The organism is Roseicella sp. DB1501, from assembly GCF_013112485.1.
Lineage (GTDB): Bacteria > Pseudomonadota > Alphaproteobacteria > Acetobacterales > Acetobacteraceae > Paracraurococcus.
The window spans coordinates 57711-77798 of sequence record NZ_JABFHG010000002.1 but is presented as its reverse complement, the minus strand read 5'-3'; the positions used below and the strand labels follow the sequence as shown (position 1 = coordinate 77798).

Annotated in this window: 17 protein-coding genes; 11 read left to right on the top strand and 6 right to left on the bottom strand. The window is 70.9% G+C overall.

The annotated features are described in order from the left end of the window. Positions 1 to 170: 170 nt before the first annotated feature. Both parE and dps read right to left on the bottom strand, forming a co-directional pair. Positions 171 to 2156: a DNA topoisomerase IV subunit B gene (gene parE, locus HJG45_RS03725; RefSeq protein ID WP_171610755.1), complete on the bottom strand. Its 1986-nt coding sequence runs from the start codon at positions 2154 to 2156 to the stop codon at positions 171 to 173. A 278-nt stretch (positions 2157 to 2434) separates the two neighbouring features. Next, positions 2435 to 2938 (bottom strand): DNA starvation/stationary phase protection protein Dps, encoded by a 504-nt coding sequence (dps, locus tag HJG45_RS03720; RefSeq protein WP_111469769.1) that lies wholly within the window; start codon positions 2936 to 2938, stop codon positions 2435 to 2437. 268 nt (positions 2939 to 3206) lie between these two features. On the opposite strand from dps, the gene HJG45_RS03715 reads away from it, so the two are divergent. Beyond that, a complete protein-coding gene (locus HJG45_RS03715) occupies positions 3207 to 4685 on the top strand; it encodes a calcium-binding protein (RefSeq protein WP_171610754.1) in 1479 nt (492 codons plus the stop codon). Positions 4686 to 4828: 143 nt separating this feature from the next. Beyond that, positions 4829 to 5107: a hypothetical protein gene (locus HJG45_RS03710; protein ID WP_171610753.1), complete on the top strand. Its 279-nt coding sequence runs from the start codon at positions 4829 to 4831 to the stop codon at positions 5105 to 5107. 132 nt (positions 5108 to 5239) lie between these two features. Here the strand turns inward: HJG45_RS03710 and HJG45_RS03705 are convergent, their stop codons facing one another. Next, positions 5240 to 6874, bottom strand: coding sequence for an MFS transporter (locus HJG45_RS03705; RefSeq protein ID WP_171610752.1), 1635 nt, complete (start codon positions 6872 to 6874; stop codon positions 5240 to 5242). 121 nt (positions 6875 to 6995) lie between these two features. Here HJG45_RS03705 and HJG45_RS03700 point away from each other — a divergent pair, with 121 nt between their 5' ends. The 4 genes from HJG45_RS03700 (at position 6996) to HJG45_RS03685 (ending at position 10796) form a co-directional block, all read left to right on the top strand. After that, positions 6996 to 7322, top strand: a complete 327-nt coding sequence (locus tag HJG45_RS03700) for a DUF962 domain-containing protein (RefSeq protein ID WP_171610751.1) — start codon at positions 6996 to 6998, stop codon at positions 7320 to 7322. Positions 7323 to 7684: 362 nt separating this feature from the next. Beyond that, on the top strand, positions 7685 to 9349 hold the full coding sequence (locus tag HJG45_RS03695; protein ID WP_171610750.1) for a methanol/ethanol family PQQ-dependent dehydrogenase: 1665 nt from the start codon (positions 7685 to 7687) through the stop codon (positions 9347 to 9349). A 176-nt stretch (positions 9350 to 9525) separates the two neighbouring features. Then, on the top strand, positions 9526 to 9876 hold the full coding sequence (locus tag HJG45_RS03690; RefSeq protein WP_171610749.1) for a c-type cytochrome: 351 nt from the start codon (positions 9526 to 9528) through the stop codon (positions 9874 to 9876). Then, entirely contained in the window at positions 9873 to 10796 is a 924-nt protein-coding gene (locus HJG45_RS03685) for a transporter substrate-binding domain-containing protein (RefSeq protein ID WP_171610748.1), read from the top strand. Before HJG45_RS03690 ends, HJG45_RS03685 begins: the two co-directional genes overlap by 4 nt. 15 nt (positions 10797 to 10811) lie before the next feature. On the opposite strand, the gene HJG45_RS03680 is transcribed toward HJG45_RS03685, so the two are convergent. Further along, on the bottom strand, positions 10812 to 11510 hold the full coding sequence (locus HJG45_RS03680; protein WP_171610747.1) for a glutathione S-transferase: 699 nt from the start codon (positions 11508 to 11510) through the stop codon (positions 10812 to 10814). Between the two features lie 119 nt (positions 11511 to 11629). Between HJG45_RS03680 and HJG45_RS03675 the strand changes: the two genes are divergently transcribed. From HJG45_RS03675 to HJG45_RS03655, 5 genes are all read left to right on the top strand, one after another. Further along, a complete protein-coding gene (locus tag HJG45_RS03675) occupies positions 11630 to 12847 on the top strand; it encodes a polyhydroxyalkanoate depolymerase (RefSeq protein WP_171610746.1) in 1218 nt (405 codons plus the stop codon). Between the two features lie 235 nt (positions 12848 to 13082). Beyond that, positions 13083 to 13700 carry a ubiquinol-cytochrome c reductase iron-sulfur subunit gene (locus HJG45_RS03670; RefSeq protein ID WP_171610745.1) on the top strand — a complete coding sequence of 206 codons (618 nt, stop codon included), beginning with the start codon at positions 13083 to 13085 and terminating at the stop codon, positions 13698 to 13700. Between the two features lie 131 nt (positions 13701 to 13831). After that, positions 13832 to 15652 carry a methanol/ethanol family PQQ-dependent dehydrogenase gene (locus HJG45_RS03665; protein WP_217362813.1) on the top strand — a complete coding sequence of 607 codons (1821 nt, stop codon included), beginning with the start codon at positions 13832 to 13834 and terminating at the stop codon, positions 15650 to 15652. A gap of 32 nt (positions 15653 to 15684) precedes the next feature. Next, positions 15685 to 16257 (top strand): hypothetical protein, encoded by a 573-nt coding sequence (locus HJG45_RS03660; RefSeq protein ID WP_171610744.1) that lies wholly within the window; start codon positions 15685 to 15687, stop codon positions 16255 to 16257. 357 nt (positions 16258 to 16614) lie between these two features. Next, on the top strand, positions 16615 to 17268 hold the full coding sequence (locus HJG45_RS03655) for a polysaccharide deacetylase family protein (protein WP_171610743.1): 654 nt from the start codon (positions 16615 to 16617) through the stop codon (positions 17266 to 17268). 7 nt (positions 17269 to 17275) lie between these two features. On the opposite strand, the gene HJG45_RS03650 is transcribed toward HJG45_RS03655, so the two are convergent. Both HJG45_RS03650 and HJG45_RS03645 read right to left on the bottom strand, forming a co-directional pair. After that, the gene (locus HJG45_RS03650) at positions 17276 to 18850 is read right to left on the bottom strand and encodes an ABC transporter substrate-binding protein (RefSeq protein ID WP_171610742.1); all 1575 of its coding nucleotides are present in this window, start codon (positions 18848 to 18850) and stop codon (positions 17276 to 17278) included. A 125-nt stretch (positions 18851 to 18975) separates the two neighbouring features. Then, positions 18976 to 20040, bottom strand: coding sequence for a nitronate monooxygenase family protein (locus HJG45_RS03645; RefSeq protein ID WP_171610741.1), 1065 nt, complete (start codon positions 20038 to 20040; stop codon positions 18976 to 18978). Between the last annotated feature and the right edge of the window lie 48 nt (positions 20041 to 20088).

Sequence of the window (20088 nt, the reverse complement as noted above, 5' to 3'; positions counted from 1 at the left end):
CGCGGCGCCGAGGCTCCCGCAGGGCGGATGAGCCGGACGGCGCCACGGCTAGGGTGGCAGTCCATTTCTCTCTCGGGTTGTCGTAGGGCCGGGGCGAGCCGCCGGCGCGGAGGCCATAAGTCCTCTGCGCCGGCCGCGTCAAGGTGGCGGCGTCGCGTCACGCGCCGCGATCAGACATCGACCTCCTCGACATCGAGCTTCGCGGCATTGTCCTGGATGAATTTGAAGCGCAGCTCCGGCCGGCGGCCCATCAGCGCCTCCATCAGCTCCGAGGTCCGCGCCCGCTCCTCGGGCGGCAGCACCACGCGCAGCAACGTCCGCCGCTTCGGGTCCATGGTGGTTTCCTTCAGCGTCGCCGGCGGCATCTCGCCGAGGCCCTTGAAGCGGCTGACCTCGACCCGCTGGCCCGCCTTGAACTCGCGCCGCTGCAGCCGCTCCCGGTCCCGGTCGTCCATGGCGTAGACCGACTTGCCGCCGGCCTGCAGCCGGTAGAGCGGTGGCTGCGCCAGATGCACCCGGCCCTGCCGCACCAGCTCCGGCAGCTCCTTGTAGAAGAACGTCATCAGCAGCGCGGCGATATGCGCGCCGTCGACATCGGCATCGGTCATGATGACGACGCGGCCGTAGCGCAGCCGGGCGAGGTCGAAGCGCTCGCCGGCGCCGCAGCCCAGCGCCTCGATCAGGTCCTTCAACTCCTGGTTCTGCCGCAGCTTGTCGGCGCTGGCCGAGGCGACGTTCAGGATCTTGCCGCGCAGCGGCAGCACCGCCTGGGTCTCGCGGTCGCGCGCCTGCTTGGCGGAGCCGCCGGCGCTGTCGCCCTCGACGAGGAAGAGCTCGGTGCCCTCGGCGCTCTCCCGCGCGCAATCGGCGAGCTTGCCGGGCAGGCGCAGCTTGCGCGTCGCGCTCTTGCGCGGCGTGTCCTTCTGCTCGCGGCGGCGGATGCGCTCCTCGGCCCGCTCGATCGCCCAGGCGAGCAGGTTGTCGGCGGTCTGGGTGTCGCCGGCCAGCCAATGGTCGAAATGGTCGCGCAGCGCCGCCTCGACCAGCCGCGCCGCCTCCGGGCTGGTCAGCTTCTCCTTGGTCTGGCCCTGGAATTGCGGGTCGCGGACGAAGACCGAGAGCATGCCGGCCATGCCGCCGAACAGGTCCTCGGCGGTGACGCTGGCGGCGCGCCGCTCCTTCTTCAGCTCGCCATAGGCGCGCAACCCCTTGACCAGGGCGGCGCGCAGCCCTGCCTCATGCGTGCCGCCCTGCGGCGTCGGGATGGTGTTGGCATAGGTCGAGAGGAAGCCATCGCCCTGCTCGAGCCAGGTGATGGCCCATTCGCAGCGTCCCTGGCTGTCGGGGAAGCCGGCCTCCCCGGCATAGGCCGCGGGGACCACTTGGCCGCGGCCTTCGATGGCGGAAGCGAGGAAGTCGGCGAGGCCACCGGGGAAGTGCAGCACCGCCGCGGTCGGGGTCTCGCCGTCCTTCACCAGCGAGGCGTCGCAGGCCCAGCGAATCTCGACGCCGCGATAGAGATAGGCCTTGGAGCGGCAGAGCCGGTAGAGCCGCGCTGCCTGGAATTCCAGCTTGCCGAAGATCTCGGGATCGGGGCGGAAGCGGATGGAGGTGCCGCGCCGGTTGTGCACCGGGCCGGCATTCTTCAGCTTCCCGAGCGGCTTGCCGCGGGCATAGGCCTGGGTGAAGAGGGTGCGGTCGCGCGCCACCTCCACCTCCAGCCGCTCGGCGAGGGCATTGACCACGCTGCTGCCGACGCCGTGCAGCCCGCCCGAGGTGTCATAGGCCTTGCCGGAGAACTTGCCCCCCGAATGCAGGGTGGTGAAGATGACCTCAAGCGCCGAGAGCTTGGGGAATTTCGGGTGCGGGTCGGTCGGGATGCCGCGGCCGTTGTCCCGCACCGTCAGCCAGTTGCCCGGCTCCAGCGTCACCTCGATGAAATTGGCATGCCCGGCCACCGCCTCGTCCATGGCGTTGTCGAGGATCTCGGCCGCCAGGTGGTGCAGCGCGTTCTCGTCGGTGCCGCCGATATACATGCCGGGCCGGCGCCGCACCGGCTCCAGCCCCTCGAGGACCTCGATATCCTTGGCGGAATAGGAGGCGGCCTCGGCTGCGCCGCCCTTCGGGGGGCGCCGGCCGCCGAACAGGTCGTTCATGTCTTGTTCCCCTACTGCCGCCAAGATAGCCTCCGCGCCATCCCCATACAATGCGCCGGGCGAGTCGCTTCCGGCCGAGTTCCGACCCTTGCGCCGCCGGCACGGTGCGCGGCGGCACCCGGCAGGGGAAGCGCAATCCCATGACCCGATGATGGATGGGCGGGGGCGCCGGCGACGCTGGCCCGACGCCATGAAAAAGGGCGGCGGGATATCCCGCCGCCCCTGTTCCGACCCGGGGCCGGTCCGGATGCCGGCCGTCCCGCTGGCGCGGGCCTGGATCAGGCCGCCTTGTCGCCGCCCAGATGCGCCTCGATCATCCAGAGCATCTTGTCGGTGGCGCGGGACTGCTCGGTGAGCAGATCGGCGGTGTCGGCGTCCCCGGCCTCGTCGGTCTGGTCGATGCCCTCGCGCAGCGTCTTGGCCACGGCGGCATAGCGGTCGGCCAGCGCCTTCACATGGTCCATGCCGGCATGGAGGTCGGTCGGGTAGGGCTGCAGCCGGGTGGTCTTCTCCAGCACCTGGGTGGTTCCGCAAGCGGTGCCGCCAAGCTGGACGATGCGCTCGGCCAGGTCGTCCGTGCTGGTCTGCAGGGCTTGGTAGAACTCCTCGAACAGCTTGTGCAGCTCGCCGAAATGCGGGCCCTTGACGTTCCAATGGGCCTGGCGCGTGGCGTTGTAGAGGTCGATGCCATCGACCAGGCAACCCTGCAGCACGCCGATCGAGACCTGCTTGGCGTTGTTCGGAACGTCGTTGCGGGTGGGAAGGGTAGCGGATTTGGCCATGCTTGTTCTCCTCAAGCTGTTGCCGGGTGGATGTGGGCAGTGCCGGCCGCAGGGTCAGCCCCTGCACCCTTGATGCCTGCCATGCGGCAGCGCATGAGCCGCGTTCCGGCGGCATGACAAGAGCGTGCGCCGGCCGCCTGTGCCAGAGGGAGTTTTGCCGGCGCGACTTTCGCCGGCCATGCCCATCCCGACCTGCCTGGATCCCTCACCGCCAGGGTTGTTTATTACGCAAAAATATCCATACCGCGTGAGGCATGGTCACGTTCAGGTGTCCAAAGAGTTCGAACTTATCAGAAAGATTGCGCCAGGTTCAGCCGGACGGCGAGATTCTGACACGGTGGAATCCTCCCCGCGAGACTGGCATTGGAGCAGGATATTCATGATCATTAATGGAACAGCGGCCAGCGAATCGCTTGCGGGCACGCCGCAGGACGACGTGATCACCGGCTTCGGCGGCAACGACACGCTCAGCGGCGGCGACGGCAACGACATCTATGTTTTCTCCGGCGCCTTCGGCCGGGATCAGATCCGCGACACCTCGGGCCTCGACCAGATCCAGTTCGGCCTGGACTACACCGACGCCAATTTCCGCCTCGTGCGGGACGGCGCCGACCTGCTCATCCGCCAGAATGGCGGCGACAACCTGATCGAGCTGAACAACTACTTCGGCAGCACGACGCCACGCGGCGCGGTCGAAACCGTCTACTTCCCAGCCAGCAACGTCACCTGGAACCTCGCCGACGGCTCGGCCTTCCGCACCGTTGGCTTCGTCGGCACCAGCGCGAGCGAGACGGTGGCCGGCTCGCCGGGCGCGGATGTCCTGATCGGGCTCGGCGGCAACGACACGATGCTTGGCTATGATGGCGACGACATCTATGTCGTCTCCGGCGCTTTCGGGCGCGACACGATCACCGATAGTTCGGGCACCGACCTCCTGATCGTCGGGCGCGACTGGACGGAAGCCGCCTTCCAGTTCACCCGGCCGAACAACGGCGCAGACCTGGTGATGCAGACGCCGGGGGGCGTGAATTCGATCAATTTCAACAACTACTTCTCAACCTCGCAGAGCGCCCAGAAGGTCGAACTGGTCTACTTCCAGGCAACCGGCACGGCATGGGATCTCTCCTCCGGCTCCTTGGTCATCCGCCCGGGCTATTTCGACTATGGAGGATACAACGCCGCCTATCCCGAGATCCGCCGCGCCGGTGTCGATGGCTTCAGCCACTACATGAATTTCGGCTGGAAGGAGGGACGCGATCCCTCCGCCGCCTTCGATACCACGCTGTACCTGCTGCAGAATCCCGACGTGGCACGGTCCGGCATCAATCCGTTGCAGCACTTCCTCGACTACGGCCAGTACGAGGGGCGTGCCGCTCATGCGGCGGTCGGCTTTGACATCCGCAGCGGCTTCGACGCGGAATACTACCTGCTGACCAACCCCTCGGTCGGCAATGCCGGCATGGACGCGCTGCAGCACTGGCATGCCTATGGCTGGCAAGCGGGCGTCAATCCGAACTATCTTTTCGACACGAAATACTACTTGGCCCAGAATCCGGGCGTCGCCGCCGCCGGGATCGATCCGCTGATGCATTACGAGATGTTCGGCTGGCGCGCCGGGATCGATCCCTCCGCCGCCTTCCATACCAACGCCTATCTCGCGGCCAATCCGGACGTTGCAGCGGCTGGCATCAACCCGATGCAGCATTACCTGCAATTCGGCGTCTATGAGGGCCGGCCCCTCGGCTAGGTCACGGTTGATGCGGGCGGCCGTTGCTCGAACTGCACGCCCATCGCCCGGGGCAGCCGGCGCGACATCAGCCGTGATGCGGTGCGCCGGAACGTCTGCGGTGATGCGCACGTTGCCGATGCCTCGCGTCAAGGGAGGCTTTCGTGCCGCGTACCATCACTGCCGATTTCGATATCCGCCGGGAGGCCGAGATGGCCGTCGAGCGGCTCGTGCAGGAATACGGGATCGACCGCTCGGCGGTGCAGGTGCGCCCGGTCAGCGACGACAACACCGTCGGCACCCGGCCCTCGGGCGCGGACCAGGACAGCGAGACGGGCGATGCCGGGGCGAGCCCGACCCATGGCCGGATCCGCGTTTCGGTGACCATCGACGACGCCGTCGCCGACCGGGCCCAGGAGGCCCTGCGCCAGGCGCGGAACTAGGGCGCTTCCCGTGAATCGGTGTTCACGGTAAGTGCCCTAACCCATTGTTTTCAGCGCGTCTTTAGCCGATCAGGTGATTTCACCTGATCAGGACACTAGGATTGGGGCCCAAGCCCACCAGTGGTGCCGTCGTCACGGCACCACGTTGAGGAAGCGCGCCGCATCGGGCGGTCCATCGGCCCGGTGCAGCGCCGCCGCCCGAGCCAGCGCGGCGCGGTCCCAATCGGTCCGCCGCGTCTCCTCGCGCAGATGCTCGGTCCAGCTTTCCACCGCCCAGAGCTCCACCCAGCGGTCGGGATGCGCGACATCCTCGTAGAGCCGCCAGCTCACCGCGCCGGAGCGCAGCCGCACCCGCCGCACCTCCTGCATGGCGGCGAGGAAGGCGGCGCGCTGGGCGGGGTCGATGCGGTAGCGCACCGCCTCGAGGATGCGGCCCGAACGCTCGCCGAGCTGGGCCTGCAGTGATTCCGCCGGCGCCTCGGGCTGCGGCTCGGGGACAGGCGCCGGCTTCGGCTCGCTGGTCGCGGCTGGCGGGCCCTCGATCAGCGCGACGCTGTCGATCCGCCAGCCCCGGACCAGGATGGCTGCCAGCGCGCCGCCGATCGCCGCGGCGCCGAGCGCCGGCGGCACGCCGAAGCGGCCGCCGATCCAGCCGGCCAGGGCCGAGCCGAGCGCCATCACCCCGAAGAAGCTGAGCTGGTAGATGGCGATCGCCCGCGCCCGCACCCAGGCCGGCGCCGCGAGCTGCGCCGAGGCCGACAGCGTGCTGCCCGCGGCGATCCAGGCGGCGCCGTAGATCAGCATGCCGAGCGCCGCCGGCAGCCAGTGATGCGACAGCGCCAGGATGCCCATCGCCAGGCAAATGGCGAGCGAGGCCCAGAACACCGTGCTGCTGCGGTCGAGCCGGTTGCGCAGCGCCGGCAGGGCGAAGCCGGCCGCCACCGCCGAGCCGCCCATGACGCCGAGCATGAGGCCGAAGGCCTCCGGCCCGAGGTTGAGCCGTTCGCGCACGAAGAGCGGCAGCAGGCCCCAGACCGCGGCGCTGAACAGGAAGAAGGTGCAGGCGCGCAGGATGGCGGCGCGCATGGCGGGGCTGGCCGAGACGAAGCGAACCCCGGCGCGCATGGCCGAGACGAGGTTCTCCTTCGGCACCCGGCCGCGCGGCACCGCCGGCCGCCGCCAGAAGACCAGCGCCAGGATCAGCACCAGGAAGGAGACGGCGTTGAGCGCGAAGGCGGCCTGCGCGCCGGCGGCGGCGATGGCGAAGCCGCCGATCGCCGGGCCGAGGGCGCGGGCCAGGTTGAAGCCGATGCCGTTGAGCGCGATGGCGCCGACCAGGTCCTCGCGCGGGACCAGCTCGTTGGTGGTGGCGGCCCAGGCCGGGAAATTCATCGCGCTGCCCGCGCCGATGCCGAAGGTCAGCAGCAGCAGGCCCCAGGGGCCGAGCGCGCCGGTCGCGGTCAGCCCCGAGAGGATCAGTGCCATCACCAGGATCCAGGCCTGGGCGCCGAGCAGGAAGGCGCGCCGGTCGATGATGTCGGCGAGCGCCCCGGCCGGCAGCGCCAGCAGGAAGACCGGCAGCATGGAGGCGACCTGCACCATGGAGACCATCAGCGGCGCCGGGTCGAGGCTCGTCATCAGCCAGCCGGCGCCGGTGTTCTGCACCCACATGCCGATGTTGCTGGCGAGCGTCGCCAGCCAGAGCGTGCGGAAGGTGGCGTGGCGAAGGGGCAGGAAGGCGCGCGGAGTCGAAAGGCGGAGCGGCATGGCCGGCACAGTGGCCCGGCCGGGGCGGGACCGGAAGCGAAACTCCCGCGACCGGGCGCCGGCGACCGGGCCTGCAATCCGGCCTTGTGGCGGCGGTGGCGCGCGCCCACCATGCCCGGCCATGGACGCGTCCTTCGGCAGCTTCGCCGCCTTCTGGCCCTTCTATCTGCGTGAGCATGCGCGGCCGGCGACGCGCGTGATCCATGTCGCCGGCACCTGGGGCGGCGTGCTGCTGCTGCTCGCCGGCCTCACCCTCGGCCCCTGGTGGCTGGTGCTGCTCGCGCCGCTGCTCGGCTATGGCTGCGCCTGGCTGTCGCACCTGCTCGTCGAGCGCAACCGGCCGGCCACCTTCCGGCATCCCGCCTGGTCGCTGCGCGGCGACCTGCGCATGGCCTGGCTGGCGGCGACGGGCCGGCTCGGCGCCGAGCTGCGGCGGCACGGCTTGTAGCGGCGGCCGGGGCCGGGCATCGGCCGCGCCAGCGGGGCCGCCGGGCGGCATCCCTTCCATTTGCCCCTTGTCACCGACCGGGAATGGCGATCCCATGGATCGGGGAGAAAAGACCGAAAGACTTGGGAAGAACGTCCATTACCGCCCGCAATGGCGATCGCTGTCGCATGCGCGGCAGGCAGGGCCGCGGGCGGCATGCCGCGCCGGTGCCGCCCGGCCGTCGTCCTTCCCTCCGCAAACCCGCCTGCCGGGAGGTCATCCCCGGCTGGCGGCACGACGCCAGCCTCCGGGATCCCGGGCCGGGACTGGCGCGCACGGGCCGGGTCCGCAGAAGACCACGCCGGGGGGAGAGGAGGACAGGAATGAAAGCGATCCTGGTGGCGGCCGCATTGGCCGTTCTGGCGCCGGCCGCGGGGCTGGCGCAATCGGCCGCCGAGCTGCAGCGCGGCGTGGCCGATACGAAGAACGTGCTGAACTACGGCATGAGCTACGACCTGCAGCGCTACAGCCCGCTGGCGCAGATCGACAAGCAGTCGGTCAAGCGGCTGGTGCCGGTCTGGAACTACAGCTACGACGACAACCGCGCCCAGGAATCGCAGCCGCTCGTCTATAACGGCGTGCTCTACGTCACGACGCACAACGCCACCATGGCGGTGGACGCCAAGACCGGGCGGCAGATCTGGAAGTCGAAGATCGAGTATCCGCCGGAGACGCCGCGCATCGTCTGCTGCGGCATCATCAGCCGCGGCGCCGCGCTGTTCGACGGCAAGCTCTTCCGCACCACGCTCGACGCCAACGTCATCGCGCTCGACATGAAGACCGGCAAGGAGCTCTGGCGCTCCAACGTCATCGACTGGAAGGCCGGCTACTCGCAGACCGTGGCGCCGCTGGTCGCCGACGGCGTGGTGATCACCGGCATCTCCGGCGCCGAATACGGCATCCGCGGCTTCATCGATGGCTGGGACCCGGCGACCGGCAAGCATCTCTGGCGCACCTACACCACCGCGGGGCCGGGTGAGCCGGGGGCGGAGACCTGGCCGGGCGACACCTGGAAGCGCGGCGGCGGCTCGACCTGGATCACCGGCTCCTACGATCCGGAGCAGAACACCGTCTACTGGGGCACTGGCAATGCCGGTTCCTGGAACTCCAACACCCGCAAGGGCGACAATCTCTATACCTGCTCGGTCCTCGCGCTCGACCCGAAGACCGGCAAGATCAAGTGGCACTACCAGTTCTCGCCGAACGACTTCTTCGATTACGACAGCGTCGCCGAGATGGTGCTGGCCGACATCCCGGTGGACGGCAAGCCGGTCAAGGCGCTGATGAACGCCAACCGCAACGGCTTCTTCTACGTGCTGGACCGCACCAACGGCAAGCTGCTCGCCGCCAACCAGTACGGCACGAAGGTGACCTGGGCGGACGGCATCGACGCCAAGACCGGCCGGCCCATCGATTCCGAGGTGACGCAGAACCTGCGGGCGACGGAGAAGACCGTCGAGGTCTGGCCGAGCACCCTCGGCTCGAAGAATTGGAGCCCGACCTCCTTCAGCCCGAAGACCGGGCTGGTCTACGCCAACACCCTCGACATCGGCATGAAGTACACGCCGACGCGCGAGGACTACAAGGCCGGCGCGACCTATTGGGGCGCCGATATCGAATGGGTCTGGCCCGAGGGGCCGCGCGGCTATCTCAAGGCGATCGACCCGGTGACGGGCAAGTCGAAATGGGAGGCGCCGAGCGACATCCCGCGCTTCGCGGGCACGCTCTCGACCGGCGGAGGCGTCGTCTTCACCGGCAAGCTGACCGGCGAGTTCGAGGCCTTCGACGCCGAGACCGGCGAGAAGCTCTGGCAGTTCCAGACCGGCTCGGGGATCGAGGGGCAGCCCGTCACCTGGGAGCAGGACGGCACGCAATATGTCGCGGTCTCGGTCGGAATCGGTGGCGTCTACGCCATCTTCTCGGGCGACGAGCGCCTGGCCTCGGTGCCGGCGGGCGGCTCGCTCTGGGTCTTCGCGCTGCAGAAGTAGGGCAGATCGCGGGAGGGCGTGAGCGCCCGGACGCGTGACTCTGCTCTGGAAACAACAGGCTACAGCGGAGCAGCGTTCAATCCTGAATGCAATCCGCTGTAGCCGATCCGCCCTGACGCGGGGTGCCGCCCCGCGCCCCGTCCGGCGCATGCGCCGCCTGATTTCGGGACCATGAGATGCAGCTTTCGCGTTGGCTTGTCGCGGCCCTTCTCGGCCTTGGCCTCGGCTGGATGATCGAGACGGCGGGCGCCGCCGCCCAGGCTGCCGGGGAGGCGGCGCCGTCGCCGGAAATGGCGGTCCAGGGCCGCCGGCTCTACACGCGGCACTGCTCGCACTGCCACGGCATCCGGATGGTCAATCCCGGCAACTCCTCCTTCGACCTGCGGAAATTCCCGCATGACGACAAGGCCCGGTTCCTGGCCTCGGTGACCAAGGGCAAGAACACCATGCCGGCCTGGGGCGACATGCTGACGCCGGAGGAGATCGAGCAGATCTGGGCCTATGTGCTGACCGGGGGCAGGACGTGACGCGGCGCGCCGCGGCGCTGCTGCTCGGCCTCGCCGTCCTCCTGCCCAGCCTCGCCGCGGCGGCGGAGACGCCGGCGCTCACCATCTGCCTCGAGGAGAATGTCCCGCCGCTCTCGCTCCGCCGCGGCGGCGGTAGCGGCTTCGACCTCGACGTGGCGCGGGCCGTGGCGGACCGCCTCGGCCGGCCGCTCGCCGTGCAGTGGTTCGAGACCGAGGCCGATCCGGACAGCAGCCCCGCCCGGCATCTCAACGCACTGCTCGCCGATGGGCGCTGCGACCTGGTAGGCGGCTACCCGCTGACCGAGCGCCGGCTGGAGCCGCCGGCCTCGCCGCGCGGCCGGCTGCCGGATTTCGCCGGCGCCCGGCCGGAGGACCGGCGCCGCTGGGTGACGCTCGGCAGGCTCATCCCGACGCAGCCCTATCGCCGCGACACCCTGGCGCTGGTGGTCGGCCCGGCGGCGGCGGGGCTCGAGATCCAGCATCTCGCCGAGCTGCGGGGCCGGCGGCTCGGCGTCGAGGAGCGCACCTTCGCCGATGCCATCCTGACCAGCTACCGCGACGGCATGCTGCTCGGCGAGGTCACGCATGTCCCGGCCGGCCCGGCCCTGTTCGAGGGGCTGGAGCGCGGCGAGACCGAGGCTGCGCTGGTCGAGGCGCACCGCTTCGACGCCTGGCGCGCCGCGCATCCCGAGACGCCGCTGCGCCTCGCCGCCTATCGCCACCCGCTCGGCTTCAATATCGGCTTCGTCGCCCTGTCGACGGCGGCGCCGCTGGTCGCGCAGGTGGATGCGGCCCTCGACGCGCTGCTGGCAGCGGGCAGCCTGCCGCGCCTCGCGGCGGCCACCGGGCTGACCTATGCGCCGCCGCAGCCGCCCGCCATCGGCGCGCCGATCCGCCGCGCCATGCTGCAGGAGGACTGACGCGGCGGGGCCGGCTCAGAACTCCGCCTCGAGGTCGAGCTCGGCGATCGGCGGCTCCGGCTCCCGCTTCGCCGCCTCGATCCATTCCGCGACATCGGGCCAGGCAAGGATGCCGCGGGCATAGGCCTCGCACGACCCGTCCAGCGCGACGTCGTAGCTGCGGAAACGGGTGACGACGGGGGCGTACATCGCATCCGCGACGCTGCGCTCGGCGCCGAGCAGCCAGGGCCCGCCCCAGCGCTCCAGGCAGTCGCGCCAGATCCAGAGGATGCGCGCGATATCGGCGCGCGCGCCGGACCAGAGCGTGAAGTTCGGCACCACGCTGCGCAGGTTCATCGGCAGGGTGGAGCGCAGCGCCGCGAAGCCGGCATGCATCTCGCCGCTGATGGCGCGGCAGCGGGCGCGGGCGATCCGCTCCTCCGGCAGCATCCGCGCCTCGGGCCGCTGCTCGTTCAGGTATTCGGCGATGGCGAGCGTGTCCCAGAGCTCGGCGCCCTCGTGCCGCAGCGAGGGGATGAGGATGGAGGAGGATTGCAGCAGCAGCTCGGCGCGGGAGCCGGGATCGTCGGGCGAGACCACCTCCGTCTCGAAGGGCAGGCCCGACATCCGGCAGAGCAGCCAGCCGCGCATCGACCAGGAGGAGTAGTTGCGGCTGCTGATGCGGAGCACGGCCGTGCCGGCTGGCTCGGTCCCGCTGCGGCTCGGCCTGGCCATCGCATCCTCCTCGGTATGCCCGGGACCGCAGCCTAGCAGCGCATTCGCAGTTGCGAAAAGACGCTGTGCTGGCACGATGCGACGATCGCCGCCGGGCGGGCAGGAAGGGCGTGGTCCCGATGATCTACCAGATGCTGCAGGCCGGCCAGGATCTGCTCACCCCGATGCGGCAGCTGGCGCGCCAGCAGGGCGGCCTGCTCCGCCTGGCCGAGCCGCATCCCGCGCTCCATCCGCTGCGGCCCTGGCGCGCGGCGCTCGAGGTCTTCGGCCATGCCGGCATCGGCCATGCGCGGCCGGCCTATGCCATCGGCCCCGTGCGCGTCGGCAACCGCATGGTGGAGGTCGAGGAGGTGGCGGTGGCGGCGACGCCCTTCGCCACCCTGCTGCATTTCCGCAAGGATGTGGAGATCCGCCTGCCGCGCCTGCTGGTGGTGGCGCCGATGTCGGGGCATTTCGCCACCCTGCTGCGCAACACCGTGCAGGTGCTGCTGCAGGACCACGACGTCTACATCACCGACTGGCACAATGCCCGCGACGTGCCGCTCGCTGCCGGGCGCTTCGGCCTCGACGAGTTCACCGCGCATGTCATGGATTTCCTGCGGGCGATCGGCCGCGGCGCGCATGTGCTCGCAGTCTGCCAGCCGGTGGTCGCGGCGCTGGCCGCCGTCGCGCTCATGGCCGAGGAGCGCGATCCCTGCTCGCCGCGCAGCCTGTCGCTGCTGGCCGGGCCGATCGACACGCGGGTGCGGCCGACCCGGGTCAACGCGCTGGCGCAGTCGAAGCCGATCGAGTGGTTCGAGCGGCGGATGATCTCGACCGTGCCCTGGCGGTACCGGGGCGGCGGCCGGCGCGTCTATCCCGGCGCCCTGCAGCTCGCCGCCTTCATGAGCCTCAATCTCGAGCGGCACGTGAAGGCGCATCGCGACCAGTTCTGGGCGCTGCACGACGGCGATGCCGAGCGCGCCGCCCTGCACCGACGCTTCTACGACGAGTACCTGGCGGTGATGGACCTGCCGGCCGAGTTCTATCTCGAGACGGTGCACCGGGTGTTCCAGGCGCATGCCCTGCCGCTCGGGCAGCTCACCTGGCGGGGGCGGCGGGTGCGGCCGGAGGCGATCCGCCGCACCGCGATCCTGACGGTCGAGGGCGAGAAGGACGATATCTGCGCCATCGGCCAGACCATAGCGGCGCTCGATCTCTGCCGCGGCGTGCCGGTGACGATGAAGCGGCACCACCTGCAGACCGGCGTCGGCCACTACGGCGTCTTCAGCGGCCGTCGCTGGGCGCAGCAGGTCTATCCGCGGGTGCGGGAGATGATCCAGGTGAACGAGGGCTGAGCTGCGTAAGCGCCGGGCGGCCTTCCTGCCCGCCGGGGTAAGGTTTCCCGCTTTTTCATTCGAGGCATCCCAAAACCACGGGATCGTGATGCTGGCCTGACGCCGGCCTCGGTTCATCCTCCGGGTGGTGATCGCGGCGGAACCGCAACGCCCAAATAATGTCGAGGTCGTCAAATCGGCAATGAACCGAGGAATGTCGAAAACGCGGGCGAAGCACGCCGGCGCGCAAGAATTTATGCCATCCAATCTCCTGGCAGGCGACGTCGCCGAGGCGAAGGATGAGTCGGCCCCGGCAAGGCGCGAGGTCATCCTGGGCGGTGTCGCGGCGGCGATGGCCGGCTTTTGCTGCGGCGAGGCGGCGGCGCAATCGGGCGATGCCGCGGCGCGGGGCCGGCCCGAGCCGGGCGACCAGCTCATCCTCGCCGAGGCCGAGAAGGAGCCGAAGCCCCTCGCGCCGGGTGACCTGGCGGTGAATGGCGAGCAGGTCCTGGCCTGGGCCATGCAGCCCGGCAGCGGCACGGTACGGAACGGCTCGCGCCTCAACCAGGTGCTGCTGATCCGGCTCGATCCCGCGGAGCTCGATGAGGCCACGCGCAAGCGCGCGGCGGATGGCGTCGTCGCCTATTCGGCCATCTGCACGCATCAGCAATGCCCGGTGACCGAGTGGAAGCCGGAGAAGAACGCCCTGCATTGCGCCTGCCACGGCTCGGAATTCGATCCGCGCCGGTCCGGCCAGGTGGTGAACGGCCCGGCGATCCGGCCGCTCGCCGCCCTGCCGGTGCGGGTCGAGAACGGCCTCCTCGTCGTGGGCGGACGCTTCGTCGGGCGGGTCGGCGCGCCGCAGCCGGGCTGAAGGCCGGGACGGGCCGCCGCCCGTCGGCCGAGGTGAGAGGGCGCCGCCGCCTCGCAACGGCGGGGCGAGGGAATTGCGGACCGCGTCGCGCCCGCGCCGCGGGTTTGGGAGGGAAGGAAATGGCGAGGCACATGCTCAAGACCATGCTGCTGGCGGCGGTCGCCTCCGGCGCGCTGGCCGCGACGGCGATGGCGCAGAAGGCGCAGAACCAGACAACGCCGGTCAGCCCACCGACCGCGCCCTCGCAGCGCGCCGCCGGCACGCAGGAGGAGCGCAAGGCACCGGCCTTCACCGCGGTCACCGACCAGCGGCTGGCGAATCCCGAGCCGCGCAACTGGCTCATGTATCGCGGCACCTATGACGGCCACGGCTTCAGCCCGCTCAACCAGATCAATGCCGGCAACGTCGCCGAGCTGGTGCCGGTCTGGACCTTCTCGACGGGCGTGATCGAGGGGCACCAGTCGCCGCCGATCGTTAATGACGGGGTGATGTACGTCACCACGCCGCAGGCCCAGGTGATCGCCCTCGATGCCCGCACCGGCGACGTGATCTGGCGCTACCGCCGCGAGCTGCCCGAGGACCTGACGCAGCTGCACCCGACCAATCGCGGCGTCGCCCTCTACGGTGACCGCGTCTATGTCGCGACCGTCGACTGCTTCCTCGTCGCCCTGGACGCCAAGACCGGCAAGGAGGTCTGGGCGCAGAAGGTCGAAGACTACCAGAAGGGCCACTACATGACGCTGGCGCCGCTGGTCGCCCGCGGCAAGGTCATGGTGGGCGGCTCCGGCGGCGAGTTCGGCGTGCGCGGCTTCATCGCCGGCTTCGACGCCGACAGCGGCAAGGAGGCCTGGCGCACCTACACCATTCCCGGTCCGGGCGAGCCGGGGCACGAGACCTGGAAGCAAGGCGGCTGGCAGACCGGCGGCGGCTCGATCTGGATCACCGGCTCCTATGATCCGCAGCTCAACCTGGCCTATTGGGGCACCGGCAATGCCGCGCCCTGGATGGGCGATGCGCGGCCCGGCGACAACCTCCACACCACCTCGGTGATTGCGATCAACCCCGATGACGGCAAGATCCGCACGCATCACCAGTATCACTGGAACGACAGCTGGGACTGGGACGAGGTCTCGGCGCCGATCCTGATCAATGTCGAGCATAACGGCCGCAACATCCCCTCGCTGGTCCATCCGGCCCGCAACGGCTATCTCTGGCAGCTCGAGCGGCGCGCCGACAGCATCCGCTTCGTCTCCGGCGTGCCCTTCGTGAAGCAGGACGTCTTCGCCAAGCTCGACCCCGAGACCGGGCGCCCCACCTACAACGAGGCTCGCAAGCCGCGTCTCGACAACAAGGTGGAGTTCTGCCCCTCGCTCTGGGGCGGCAAGGACTGGCCGCCGGCGGCCTACAACCCGCAGACCAAGCTGCTCTACGTGCCGGCCAACGAGAATCTTTGCGGCTCGCTGACCGGGCACCGCATGGACCACGTGCCGGGGCAGCTCTTCCTCGGCGCCGGGCTCGAGGATATCGGCATGAGCCTGCGGCCGGGCGCCGACCATATCGGCGAGCTGCAGGCCTGGGACCTCAGCACCAACAAGAAGGTCTGGTCGCATCCCTTCAAGGAGTCGCAGCTCTGGGGGCCGGTGCTGACCACGGCCGGCGGGCTGGTCTTCATGGGCGGCACGAATGACCGGATGTTCCGGGCCTTCGACGCCAAGACCGGCAAGCCGCTCTGGCAGATCCGCACCAACTCCGGCGTCACCGGCGTGCCGAGCTCCTTTGAGGTGGACGGCACGCAGTACATCGCCGTGCAGTCGGGCTGGGGCGTCGATGCGCAACGCATGCAGGACTCGCTGAAGAACATCGATCCCGTCCGCTTCAAGAGCGACGTGCCGCAGGGCGGCGTCGTCTGGGTCTTCGCGCTGCGCCAGCGGGCGCAGCAGGCCCTTCGCTGAGGGCCGCGGCGATGGCGTCGGACGCGCGGCGCATGGCGGGGGGCACGGCGTCAGGCCGTGCCCCGGCTCGGGTCGGGCCGGCGGCGGGGCTGGCCGGTCTCCTCCTGGCCGCTCTGCTGCCCGGCGCGGCGCGGGCGGGAGAGGCGGAATGCGCCGCGATTGCCGCCGCGATGCAGGCGCTCGGCGCCGCCGAGCAATTCCACTCCCTGCTCACGGTGCAGACGCCTGGGCGGCGGCGGCCGGTGCGGGAGGAGCGCTTCGTCCTCGGCGACGTGGTCTATGCCAATTCGCCGGGAGCCGGGCGCTGGGTGAAGCTGCCGATGACGGCCGCCGAGCGCCAAGCGCTGGGCGCCGGCCTCGTCGCCTACCCGCCTCAGGACTGCCGCGAGGAGGCCGGGACGGCGCCCGACGGCGCGGCGGCGCGGCTCTACAGCTTCCGCCAGATGCTGCCGGGAACGACAGGCAAGGACACCAGCTCGGAGGCGCCCGGGCGGCTCTGGGTCGCCGCCGATGGCCGGCCGCGGCGCTACGAGGGGCAGCATGGCGAGGTCCAGGTGACGCTCACCATCGACTACGATGGGGTGACGCCACCCTACGGCCACTGACCGGCGCCAGAGCGGATCGCGGGAGGGCGTGAACGCCCGGACGCGTGAATCCGCTCTGCAAACAACAGGCTGGAGCGGATCGCGGGAGGGCGTGAACGCCTGGACGCGTGAATCCGCTCTGCAAACAACAGGCTGGAGCGGATCGCGGGAGGGCGTGAACGCCTGGACGCGTGAATCCGCTCTGCAAACAACAGGCTGGAGCGGATCGCGGGAGGGCGTGAGCGGCCGAGCGCGGGAATCCGCCCTGGAAACAAGGAACTACAGCGGAGCGGCGTTCAGTATCGAACGCAATCCGCTGTAGTGGGCGGGGCGCGGCGGGCCCCGTTCCCGCCGCCCTTCGCCCCGGAGCCGATTCGCATGCAGCCGCTTTGCCTCAGCTTCGACAACGGGCCGGAGCCGGAGGTCACGCCGGATGTCCTCGCCATCCTGCGGCGGCGGCGGATTCCGGCGATGTTCTTCGTGGTGGGCGAGAAGCTGCGCGACCCGGCGCGCCGGACGCTGGCCGAGCGGGCGCGGGCCGAGGGCTTCCCGGTCGGCAACCACACGCTGAGCCATGGCACGCCGCTCGGCCGGCGCGGCGCCGCCGAGGCGGTCGAGGAGATCGCCGCCTGCGACGCGCTGCTCGGGCCGCTGCGCGAGCCGGAGCGGCTGTTCCGGCCGAATGGCGGCGGCGGCGCGCTCGGGCCGCATCTGCTGAATGCCTCGGCGGCGCGGCACCTGCGGGCGGGCGGCCATACCGTCGTGCTCTGGAACGCCATCCCGCGCGACTTCGCCGATCCGGAGGGCTGGCCGGAGCGGGCGCTCGCGCAGCATGCCGCGGCGACAGAGCCGGTGCTGATGGTGCTGCACGACCTGCCGAACGGCGCGATGCGGCATCTCGACCGCCTGCTCGGCACATGGCAGGAGCGCGGCGTGGAATTCCTCGCCGCGCCGCCCGCGTCCTGCCTGCCGATCCGTGCCGGCCAAGCCATGCCGGGCCTCGCCGACTGCGTTTCGGCGGACCCGGCGTAAGCCGATATCACACCCGTTTCACGCCCCAGAAGGCGAGGACCTCCGAGATCGGCTCGGTGATTGTCCGGCGATAGGCGGTGTTGGCGAAATACTGGCCGGTCGGCAGGTAGGGCGCCTCCTCGAAGACCACGCGCTGGAGGTCGGCGGCGATCGCCTTCTGCGCCGCGAGATCGGGCGCGTCGAACCAGGATTGCCGCAGCGCTTCGAGGCGCGGCACGCTTGGCCAGCCGAACCAGGCCTGCGGCCCGTTGGCGCGCAGCCAGGTCATGACGCCGGGATTGACGCCGTCGAGCCCGTTCCAGGTGGTGTGGAACATGCTCCAGCCGCCCTTCTCGACCGGCTCGCGGCTCGCCCGCCGCTGCACCAGCGTGCCCCAGTCGGAGACGCGGTAATCGACCGTCATGCCGAGCTTCCTGAACAGGTCGAGCTGCACCTCGGCGAGGGCCGAGAGCACCGGCTGGTCGGAGGGGGCGAGTAGCACCACGGTCTCGCCCTTGTAGCCGGCCTCCTGCAATTCCCCGCGCGAGCGGGCGAGGTCGCGCGGGCCGGTGATCGCCTCCATGCCGGCCTCGCTGGCGAGCGGCGAGCCGGGGGTGAAGACGCCGGCCCTGGCGTTCCAGAGCGACGGGTCGGCGCCCGCCGCGGCGCTCATGAAATCCTCCTGGCTCATGGCGCGCAGCACGGCGCGGCGGATCGCCGGCTTGTCGAAGGGCGGGTGCAGCGTGTTGAAGATGCCGGTGCCGATGGTGCCGAGCGGGCTGCCGCGCTTGATCACCACGTCGCGCGAGCGCTTCAGCATCGGGGCGAGGTCGTTCGGCGGGTTCTCCCACCAGTCCACCTCGCCGCTCTGCAGCGCCGCCGCGGCGGTGCCGGGATCGGGCATCACCGTCCACTCGACCCGGTCGAAGAAGACCTGCTTGCCGCCGGCGGCCCAGCTCGGCGCCTCCGGCCGCGGCACATAGGCGGCGTTGCGCTCATAGACCACGCGCGCGCCGACGACGCGCTCATCCGCCTTGAAGCGGAAGGGGCCGCTGCCGATGGTCTCGCGGATCTGGGTGTTGGCATCGGTCGCGGCGATCCGCTCCGGCATGATGAAGAGGGCGCTCGGGCCGATCTTCGCCAGGGCGTCGAGCATCGGGCCGAAGCGGCGGGTGAGCCGGATCACGAAGCTCCGGTCGTCCGGCGCCGTCATCTCGGCGGTGCGGGAGAGCAGCATCTGGCCGAGCGCGTCGCGCTGCGCCCAGCGGCGGATGGAGGCGATGCAGTCGCGCCCGCGCACCGGCTCGCCATCGTGGAATGCCAGCCCCTCGCGCAGGCGGAAGCGCCAGATCAGGCCGTCGGCCTCCGTCTCGTGGCCCTCGACCATCTGCGGCTGCGGCCGGAGCTGCGCGTCGAAGCCGTAGAGCTGGTCGTAGATCATCAGCGCGTGGTGGCGGGTGATATAGGCCGTGGTGAAGACCGGATCGAGCACGGTGAGATCGGCCTGCGGCACGTAGCGCAGCAGGCTGGCGGCGGAGGATTGCGCGAGCGCCGGCGCGACGATGGCGCTGGCGAGCCCGGTGAGGAGGGTTCGGCGGAGCATGGCGATGTTCCCGGTCTGAGCGTATCGCGTCTGAGCGTGTCGCTGAGCGGCGCCCCTCCCGCCGGGAGGCATGCCGCGCCGGGCGAGGCGATGCAAGAGCCGGGCACCGCGCCCTCACCGCGCCCTCAGGGCAGCAGCGCCTCGGCCTCGCTCCAGAGCCGCTGCACCAGCGCGCCGGCCGGCTCCGCCGTGGCGAGCGCCGCGCCCTGGCCGGCCCAGGCCTGCATGCGCCCGATCTCCCCGGCAGCCTCGGCCGCGGCCCGCACCTTCACCATCAGCGCCCGCTGCACCGGATAGGGCGCCGGCCGCAGCGCCTCGCCGAAGAGCTCGGTCACCTGGTTGCGGATGCCGCGCCCGAGCCGGCCGGAGAAGCCGCGGGTCGGCACGGTATCCTCCGGCCGCGTCTGCGGCAGGGCGTCGCGCCAGGCGGGGTGGATCGCCGTCTCCGGGCAGCAGAGGAAGGCGGTGCCCATCTGCACGGCGCTGGCGCCGAGGGTCAGCGCCGCGGCGATGCCGCGCCCGTCCATGATGCCGCCGGTGGCGATCACCGGGATCCGCACCGCATCCACCACCTGCGGCAGCAGGGCGAAGAGGCCGATCTGCGAGGCTTCCGCCGCCGCATCCTCGAAGCTGCCGCGATGGCCGCCGGCCTCGGCGCCCTGCGCGACGACCGCCGCGGCGCCGGCGGCCTCGGCGAGGCGGGCCTCGGCGACGGTGGTCACGTTGCAGATCCAGGCGATGCCGCGCTCGCGCAGCCGCGCCGCGACCTCCGGCGGGAAGACGCCCATGATGCTCGAGGCGATGGCCGGGCCGATCTCGGCCAGCGCCTCGCACTGGGCGGCGAAATCCTGCACGAAGGGGCCGGGTCCGGGCTCCGGGATGGCGATGCCGGCGAGGGATTGCAGGGCGTCGCGCACCGCCGCCTCCCGCACCGGGTCGCGCTGCGGGGCGGGGTCGGGGATCCAGAGATTGATCTGGAAGGCGCCGTTGCTGGCGGCGCGGAATTGCGTGGCCCAGTCGCGCATCTGCGCCGGCGAAGACATCAGCGCGCCGAAGCCGCCGAGGCCGCCGGCGGTGGCGACGGCCGCGGCCAGGGCCGGCGGGCAGGCCCCGGCCATCGGCGCCTGCAGGATCGGCAGGCGAAGGCCAAAGCGGTCGCAGAACTCCTGGGCGCGGCGGCGTGCGGTCATGGCGGTCCTCCTCGGCGGCAAGGCTGCGCCAGCCGGGGCGAAACCGGA

Bases quoted from the DNA above. Each gene is read 5' to 3' on its own strand.
- parE (WP_171610755.1), bottom strand. From the start codon at position 2,156: ATGAACGACCTGTTCGGCGGCCGGCGCCCCCCGAAGGGCGGCGCAGCC.
- dps (WP_111469769.1), bottom strand. From the start codon at position 2,938: ATGGCCAAATCCGCTACCCTTCCCACCCGCAACGACGTTCCGAACAAC.
- HJG45_RS03705 (WP_171610752.1), bottom strand. From the start codon at position 6,874: ATGCCGCTCCGCCTTTCGACTCCGCGCGCCTTCCTGCCCCTTCGCCAC.
- HJG45_RS03700 (WP_171610751.1), top strand. From the start codon at position 6,996: ATGGACGCGTCCTTCGGCAGCTTCGCCGCCTTCTGGCCCTTCTATCTG.
- HJG45_RS03695 (WP_171610750.1), top strand. From the start codon at position 7,685: ATGAAAGCGATCCTGGTGGCGGCCGCATTGGCCGTTCTGGCGCCGGCC.
- HJG45_RS03690 (WP_171610749.1), top strand. From the start codon at position 9,526: ATGCAGCTTTCGCGTTGGCTTGTCGCGGCCCTTCTCGGCCTTGGCCTC.
- HJG45_RS03680 (WP_171610747.1), bottom strand. From the start codon at position 11,510: ATGGCCAGGCCGAGCCGCAGCGGGACCGAGCCAGCCGGCACGGCCGTG.
- HJG45_RS03675 (WP_171610746.1), top strand. From the start codon at position 11,630: ATGATCTACCAGATGCTGCAGGCCGGCCAGGATCTGCTCACCCCGATG.
- HJG45_RS03670 (WP_171610745.1), top strand. From the start codon at position 13,083: ATGCCATCCAATCTCCTGGCAGGCGACGTCGCCGAGGCGAAGGATGAG.
- HJG45_RS03665 (WP_217362813.1), top strand. From the start codon at position 13,832: ATGCTCAAGACCATGCTGCTGGCGGCGGTCGCCTCCGGCGCGCTGGCC.
- HJG45_RS03660 (WP_171610744.1), top strand. From the start codon at position 15,685: ATGGCGGGGGGCACGGCGTCAGGCCGTGCCCCGGCTCGGGTCGGGCCG.
- HJG45_RS03655 (WP_171610743.1), top strand. From the start codon at position 16,615: ATGCAGCCGCTTTGCCTCAGCTTCGACAACGGGCCGGAGCCGGAGGTC.
- HJG45_RS03650 (WP_171610742.1), bottom strand. From the start codon at position 18,850: ATGCTCCGCCGAACCCTCCTCACCGGGCTCGCCAGCGCCATCGTCGCG.
- HJG45_RS03645 (WP_171610741.1), bottom strand. From the start codon at position 20,040: ATGACCGCACGCCGCCGCGCCCAGGAGTTCTGCGACCGCTTTGGCCTT.